Source organism: Actinomyces provencensis (assembly GCF_900155435.1).
Classification (GTDB): domain Bacteria; phylum Actinomycetota; class Actinomycetes; order Actinomycetales; family Actinomycetaceae; genus Pauljensenia; species Pauljensenia provencensis.
This window is the reverse complement of sequence record NZ_LT700212.1, coordinates 733,284-738,802: the sequence shown is the minus strand read 5'-3', so window position 1 is coordinate 738,802 and position 5,519 is coordinate 733,284. Positions and strand designations below refer to the sequence as shown.

At 70.3% G+C, this 5,519-nt stretch carries 7 protein-coding genes; 5 read left to right on the top strand and 2 right to left on the bottom strand.

Features of this window, described 5'->3' with window-relative positions; translation table 11 throughout:
* Positions 1–397 (bottom strand): Y-family DNA polymerase (locus BQ9890_RS03160; RefSeq protein WP_456047825.1); only part of this gene is annotated, 397 nt, incomplete at its 3' end.
* Entirely contained in the window at positions 397–1,062 is a 666-nt protein-coding gene (locus BQ9890_RS03155) for a hypothetical protein (RefSeq protein ID WP_143226220.1), read from the bottom strand. The genes BQ9890_RS03155 and BQ9890_RS03160, both read right to left, overlap by 1 nt.
* 172 nt (positions 1,063–1,234) lie before the next feature.
* On the opposite strand from BQ9890_RS03155, the gene BQ9890_RS03150 reads away from it, so the two are divergent.
* The 5 genes from BQ9890_RS03150 (at position 1,235) to BQ9890_RS03135 (ending at position 5,355) form a co-directional block, all read left to right on the top strand.
* Positions 1,235–1,774: a YbhB/YbcL family Raf kinase inhibitor-like protein gene (locus BQ9890_RS03150; protein ID WP_075889294.1), complete on the top strand. Its 540-nt coding sequence runs from the start codon at positions 1,235–1,237 to the stop codon at positions 1,772–1,774.
* A 200-nt stretch (positions 1,775–1,974) separates the two neighbouring features.
* The gene (locus tag BQ9890_RS16115; protein ID WP_230297793.1) at positions 1,975–2,547 is read left to right on the top strand and encodes a hypothetical protein; all 573 of its coding nucleotides are present in this window, start codon (positions 1,975–1,977) and stop codon (positions 2,545–2,547) included.
* Positions 2,456–3,247 carry a sensor histidine kinase gene (locus BQ9890_RS16110; RefSeq protein WP_230297792.1) on the top strand — a complete coding sequence of 264 codons (792 nt, stop codon included), beginning with the start codon at positions 2,456–2,458 and terminating at the stop codon, positions 3,245–3,247. Before BQ9890_RS16115 ends, BQ9890_RS16110 begins: the two co-directional genes overlap by 92 nt.
* Positions 3,244–3,864: a response regulator gene (locus BQ9890_RS03140; RefSeq protein ID WP_075889292.1), complete on the top strand. Its 621-nt coding sequence runs from the start codon at positions 3,244–3,246 to the stop codon at positions 3,862–3,864. Before BQ9890_RS16110 ends, BQ9890_RS03140 begins: the two co-directional genes overlap by 4 nt.
* Before the next feature lie 72 nt (positions 3,865–3,936).
* Positions 3,937–5,355 (top strand): IS1380 family transposase, encoded by a 1,419-nt coding sequence (locus tag BQ9890_RS03135; protein ID WP_268258639.1) that lies wholly within the window; start codon positions 3,937–3,939, stop codon positions 5,353–5,355.
* Positions 5,356–5,519: the final 164 nt, after the last annotated feature.

The window sequence follows — 5,519 nt, the reverse complement described above, 5'->3', positions numbered from 1 at the left end:
CCGCCTCCACGAGGGCGCCCGCGAGCGCCTCCTCCGACCCGGCCCAGCGCGCGGGACCGAGGGCCGGTGCCCATGCCAGGCCCGGCCTCAGGCAGACGACACCGGCGGCGACCTCGTCGAAGGCGCGGGCCACGGGCTCGAAGGCCGCGGCCTCACGCAGGGGGTCGTGGGGCAGGAGGACGAGGTCGGGGCACAGGTACTGCGCGGTGGAGACCGGCATCCCCGCACGCACCCCCGCCCTCCGCGCGGGCACCGTCGCCACCGTGGTCCGCCCCCGGTGGACCACTGCCGCCGGTGTCCCCGGGGGCGTGTCGACGACCAGTGCGGTGGTGGGCCAGTCGGGCACCCACAGGACGACACGTCGGGTCCCTCCCGCCGCTGTCCCCACCCGTGCCATCACACGGCCTCCTCCCGGGTGCGCCGGGCAGCGGGACGGTGGGGGCGCGAGACCCCCGGCCAGGCCCGCGTGGTCAGCACGACCCTCCCGTCACGTCGGACCCTGGCCGCGAGCCGACGCTGCTGGGAGGGTGAGAGGTCGACCCCGTCCACACAGAGCACGTCGACCCCGTCCAGCAGGGTCGCCACGACATCGGCGGCCAGGGGTCCGGGCTCGGGCACGCTGACCACACGGGCCAGGTCGATGCCCGCCTCACGCGCGGCCAACCACCCGATGTCCCTCACCCCGACGAAACCGACCCATCCCCGGGACGGTGCCACCCCTGCCGCCGCCCGCAGGAGGGACCCGGTGCCGGCCCCCACCTCCAGGACCGCACCCGCCGCGTCCACCCCACCGACGGAGGGGGCGGTGACGCCCTCGTCCGGTGTGGCGACTCCCCCGGCGACGACCCCCAGACCGACCCCGCCACCGGGGGGGAGAACGGACCCCTCCCCGGACAGGGCGTGGACCGCAGCGCCCGGTGGGAGTGGGTCCCGGGAGGACGTGTGCCGGGAGAGACTGCGCTGGGCTGGGCTGCGCAGCCCGGCCTGTTCCTCGGCGCGCGCCAGTGCCGCCCGGGCGCGTCGCAGACGCTCCTCGGCGGACCCGGCAGGCACCGTTCCCATGTCACCCTCCCCACCATCGAACATGTGTTCGACATTCTAGCGAAGCCCACGCGCACCTGCGCCCCACCTCCCCGTGCGAGGACACACCGGCCCCCGGGCGGCACGAGGGGGCGGCGTGGCCGAGACTGGGGGTGTGCACCGCCACGGAGGCGGTGCCGGATCGGAGGAAGCAATGAACCTCGACGACCGCCCCCTCGCACCGGACCCCTACGACTCCCTGCCCCCCGTGCCCGCCTTCACCCTGGAGTCCGACGACCTCAGGGACGGCGCCCCCATGCCCGACCTCCACGTCGCCTCCGGGGGCAACACCTCGCCCCAGCTGCGGTGGCACGGGTTCCCCCCGGGGACCCGCGGTTTCGTCCTCACCTGTTTCGACCCCGACGCCCCGACACCCTCGGGGTGGTGGCACTGGACCGTCCTCGACCTCTCGGCGGAGGAGACCGAAGTCGAACAGGGTGCCGGCGACTCGGACCTCACCCTGGAGGGGGCAGCCTTCCACCTGCGCAACGACTCCGGGGAGGCCTCCTACCAGGGGGCCGCCCCACCCGCGGGGGACCGGGCCCACCGCTACGTCTTCGCCGTCCACGCCCTGGACGTCGAGACCCTGGGGCTCACGGACGACACCGCCCCCGCTGCTGCGGCATTCCACACGCTGTTCCACACGATCGCCCGGGCCACCCTCACGGTCACCCATCAGGTGGATGCCCGCTGAGCAGGTACGGAGGAGAGCACCCACCAGGACGCACCACCCGCACTCCGGGGATGACGGACCCCCGTGACACCCGCACCGAACACGTGACAGCCACCACGCGGCGTGTAACAATCTGATAACGATCAGATCTCGGATTGGCATCCCACGTCGGTCGTCACGGTGTCGGCCACCGCCGCCCTCCCGGGTCCCAGGACCCNGCCGTGAACCGCTCGCGGCTGGCCTGGAAGGCGGAGCAGCTGCGGGTCTGGGACCTGCTGCAACTGGTGACGCCGTGGGTGCTGCTGACGATCTCGACGGCGATCTACTTCTCCTGGGAGCTGCCGAACTCCGGTGACGCGTTCTGGCCCACCGGCGTATCCGTCCTCGCCCTGGTCGCCGTTGCGGCGCTGTGGATGCTGTTCGGGCAGACACTCCCCCTGAGGAGGGGGACCCTCCGGCCCGTGTCGGCGGCCATCTACTTCGTCGGCCTGCTGGCACTGTGCCTCGCGCTCATGTCGCTGTCCGACATCTTCGTCATCCTCACGGTCGCGGGATTCTTCCACGCCTACCTGCTCTCACCCTGGCCGGTGGGAGTGCTGGGCGTGCTGGCCACGTCCGTGGCCCTCAACGGCTCGGCGATGCGGGTGTGGAGCGACCCGAACGCCCAGGTGCTCACGGAGTTCGTCCTCATCGTCGCCCGCCGTGCAGACCGCAGCGATCGGGGTGGGCATCGTGCTCACGGCGCGCAGCAGGCCCGAGGAACGCAAGCGGGAGCAACTCGTCGAGAGACTTGAGGCGGCGCTGCACGAGAACGCCGGGCTCCACGCACAACTGGTCACCCAGGCCCGCGAGTCCGGGGCGCAGGACGAACGCCAGCGACTGGCCCGGGAGATCCACGACACCCTGGCCCAGGGCCTCGCAGGGATCATCACCCAGCTCCAGGCAGCGCAGCGTTCCCCAGTCGTGCAGGGAGAGGCGGAGGAGCACGTCGGGCGGGCGCTCCGCCTCGCACGCAGCAGCCTGAGCGAGGCCCGGCGGTCCGTGCGTGCACTCGCACCCGAGGAACTGGGACGGGCCCACCTGCCCGAGGCACTGCGCACCCTGACCGAGGGGTGGTCCACGGACCACGGGACGAACGCCCACCTGGAGGTCACCGGCACCCGGGTGCCGTTGAGCCCCGCGATCGAGGTGTCGCTCTTCCGGGTCGTCCAGGAGTCACTGACGAACGTCGCGAAGCACGCCGACGCCTCGCGCGTGGGCGTCACGCTGTCGTACGCGGGCAGCGAGGTGCTGCTGGACGTGCGCGATGACGGACGCGGGTTCGCCGACGAGGACGGCACCGGCTTCGGCCTGACGAGCATGCGCCAACGCATCAGGGGCGTCGGCGGTCACGTGGAGGTGCAGAGCGCACCGGGTGAGGGGACCTCCGTCAGTACGCGCGTTCCCGAGATCGCCCCCGGGAGCGCACGGGTCACGGAAGGGAGCGGGCAATGATCCGACTGGTGATCGTCGACGACCACCCGGTCGTCAGGGGTGGGCTGCGCGACACCTTCGCGGATGCCGAGGACATCGTCGTGGTGGGAGAGGCGGCCGACGGCGCCGAGGGCATTGCCCGTGCCGAGGCGATGGCAGCGGACGTGGTGCTCATGGACCTGCGCATGCCCGGGATGGACGGTGTCTCCGCGACCGCCGCCCTGCGCGAACACCTCCCGGACGTGCGGGTCCTGGTCCTCACGACCTTCGACAGCGAGAGCGACGTGCTGCCGGCGATCGAGGCGGGAGCCACCGGCTACCTCCTCAAGGACGCGCTGCCCGAGGAGTTGATGCGGGCAGTGCGCGCGGCTGCGCGCGGGGAGTCGGTGCTCGCGCCCTCGGTGACCCAGCACCTCATGGGACAGGTGCGCAGGCCCGGTGCCGGCACGCTGACCGACCGGGAGAAGGAGGTGCTGCAACTGGTCGCGAACGGCAACTCCAACCGGGAGGCGGCTGCGGCGCTGTTCATCGGCGAGGCGAGCATCAAGACCCACCTGCAGCACATCTACGACAAGCTCGGCGTCCGCGACCGGGCCTCCGCCGTTGCCGAGGGCTACCGTCGTCGCCTCCTCACCTGAGCCTTGATCCACCGTTGTGGGGGTGGGTTTTGGGTGTGGGAACAGGGAAGATGCCCCTTCTGATCTGGGACAATGGGTGTTGGTAGACAATCCATTGGACGCAGTCGAGGGGGCATCTTCGAGGTGCAATCGTCTCACACTCACACCCGCCGTTTCACGCCCGTCTTCGATGAGGATCATCTCGTGGCTGCAGGCGGCCTGCCTGCGGTGATGGGACTGGCCCAGCGGGCAGGCTTCACAGGTCTGCTGAAGGCGCGCCTCACGGTGGCATCCCCCAACGCGCCCGTGAAGGTCCGCGCGCTGGTGGCGGGCATGCTGGCCGGTGCTGATGACATTGACGGCATGGACATCCTCCGTTCGGGTGGGTCGGCAAAGGTGGTGGGGGCGGTGCGTGCCCCCAGCACGTTGGGGACGCACCTGCGGTCCTACACCCACGGTCACACACTCCAGCTGGGAGCCGTCAACCGCCAGCTCCTGACCAACTTGGCTCCCCTGGTCCCCACCCTCTTCGGCAGCGATCCCCTGGTCATGGTCGACCTCGACGATACGATCCGCGAGGTGCACGGGTACTCCAAGCAGGCCGTGGCGTATGGCTACAACCATGTCAAGGGTCTCAATGCCCTGGTTGCCACCATCAGCACCGAGCACTCTGCGCCCGTCATCGCTGGGGCCCAACTGCGTCGCGGCAACGTGAAGTCAGGGGATCATGCCGCCTGGCATGCCACGAGAGCCCTCACCCTGGCCAAGAAGGTCCGCCCAGGTGTTCAGATCATGGGGCGGGCCGACAGCGCGTTTTGCACCTGCACCTTCGTCCACGCCTTCCAAGACGCTGGATGCTGGTTCTCCGTGACCATCCCCCAGTGGCAGACCGTGACCCGAGCCATCAGTGGGATCACGGAAGACGCCTGGGTGGGCATCCACTACCCCGACGCCATCTTCGAAGAAGACACCGGAGAGTGGATCAGTGACGCTGAGGTCGCTGAAGTCCCCTTCACCGCATTCACCTCCCACAAGGTGAGTGAGCAGGTCACCTGCAGGCTCGTCGTGCGACGCGTCAAGCGGCTGAACCCCAAGGCTCACGCGGGCCAGGGGGAACTCTTCGACACCTACCGCTACCACCCCTTCATCACCAACTCTGACCTGTCGATGCTCCAAGCTGATGAGCGTCACCGCGGCCATGCCCTCATCGAACAAGTCATGGCAGAGCTGAAGGGCAATGCCTTGGCCCACCTGCCCTCAGGCCGCTTCACCGCCAACTCCGCCTGGCTGCAGCTGGCGGTACTCGCCTTCAACATCTCCCGGGCCGCAGCGCACGCCGCGGGCATGAACACCGCCCGCATGCCCACCATCCGCCAGCGCCTGGTCATGGTGCCAGCCCGCATCGCCCACCACTCCAGGCGTCGAATCCTGCACTACCCCACCCACTGGCCCTGGCAGGACGAGCTCACCACCTTGTGGGCCACCGGTGCTGGCCCACCCATCGCGGCCTGACCACCCACCCACACAGCCCCACCGGGCCCAACCCGAGGAACCCCAGGACAAGCCGACACGAGAGGTCGGAGACTCACTCGCGCCCACACCACCCCGACACCCTTCCACCAGACCTCCCACGCAATCACTCGACCCACCCATCCCAAGAACGGTGGATCAGGGCT

Excerpts from the sequence above, each read along its gene's own strand:
- BQ9890_RS03155 (WP_143226220.1), bottom strand. The coding sequence starts at position 1,062 with ATGGGAACGGTGCCTGCCGGGTCCGCCGAGGAGCGTCTGCGACGCGCC.
- BQ9890_RS03150 (WP_075889294.1), top strand. The coding sequence starts at position 1,235 with ATGAACCTCGACGACCGCCCCCTCGCACCGGACCCCTACGACTCCCTG.
- BQ9890_RS03140 (WP_075889292.1), top strand. The coding sequence starts at position 3,244 with ATGATCCGACTGGTGATCGTCGACGACCACCCGGTCGTCAGGGGTGGG.
- BQ9890_RS03135 (WP_268258639.1), top strand. The coding sequence starts at position 3,937 with ATGGGTGTTGGTAGACAATCCATTGGACGCAGTCGAGGGGGCATCTTC.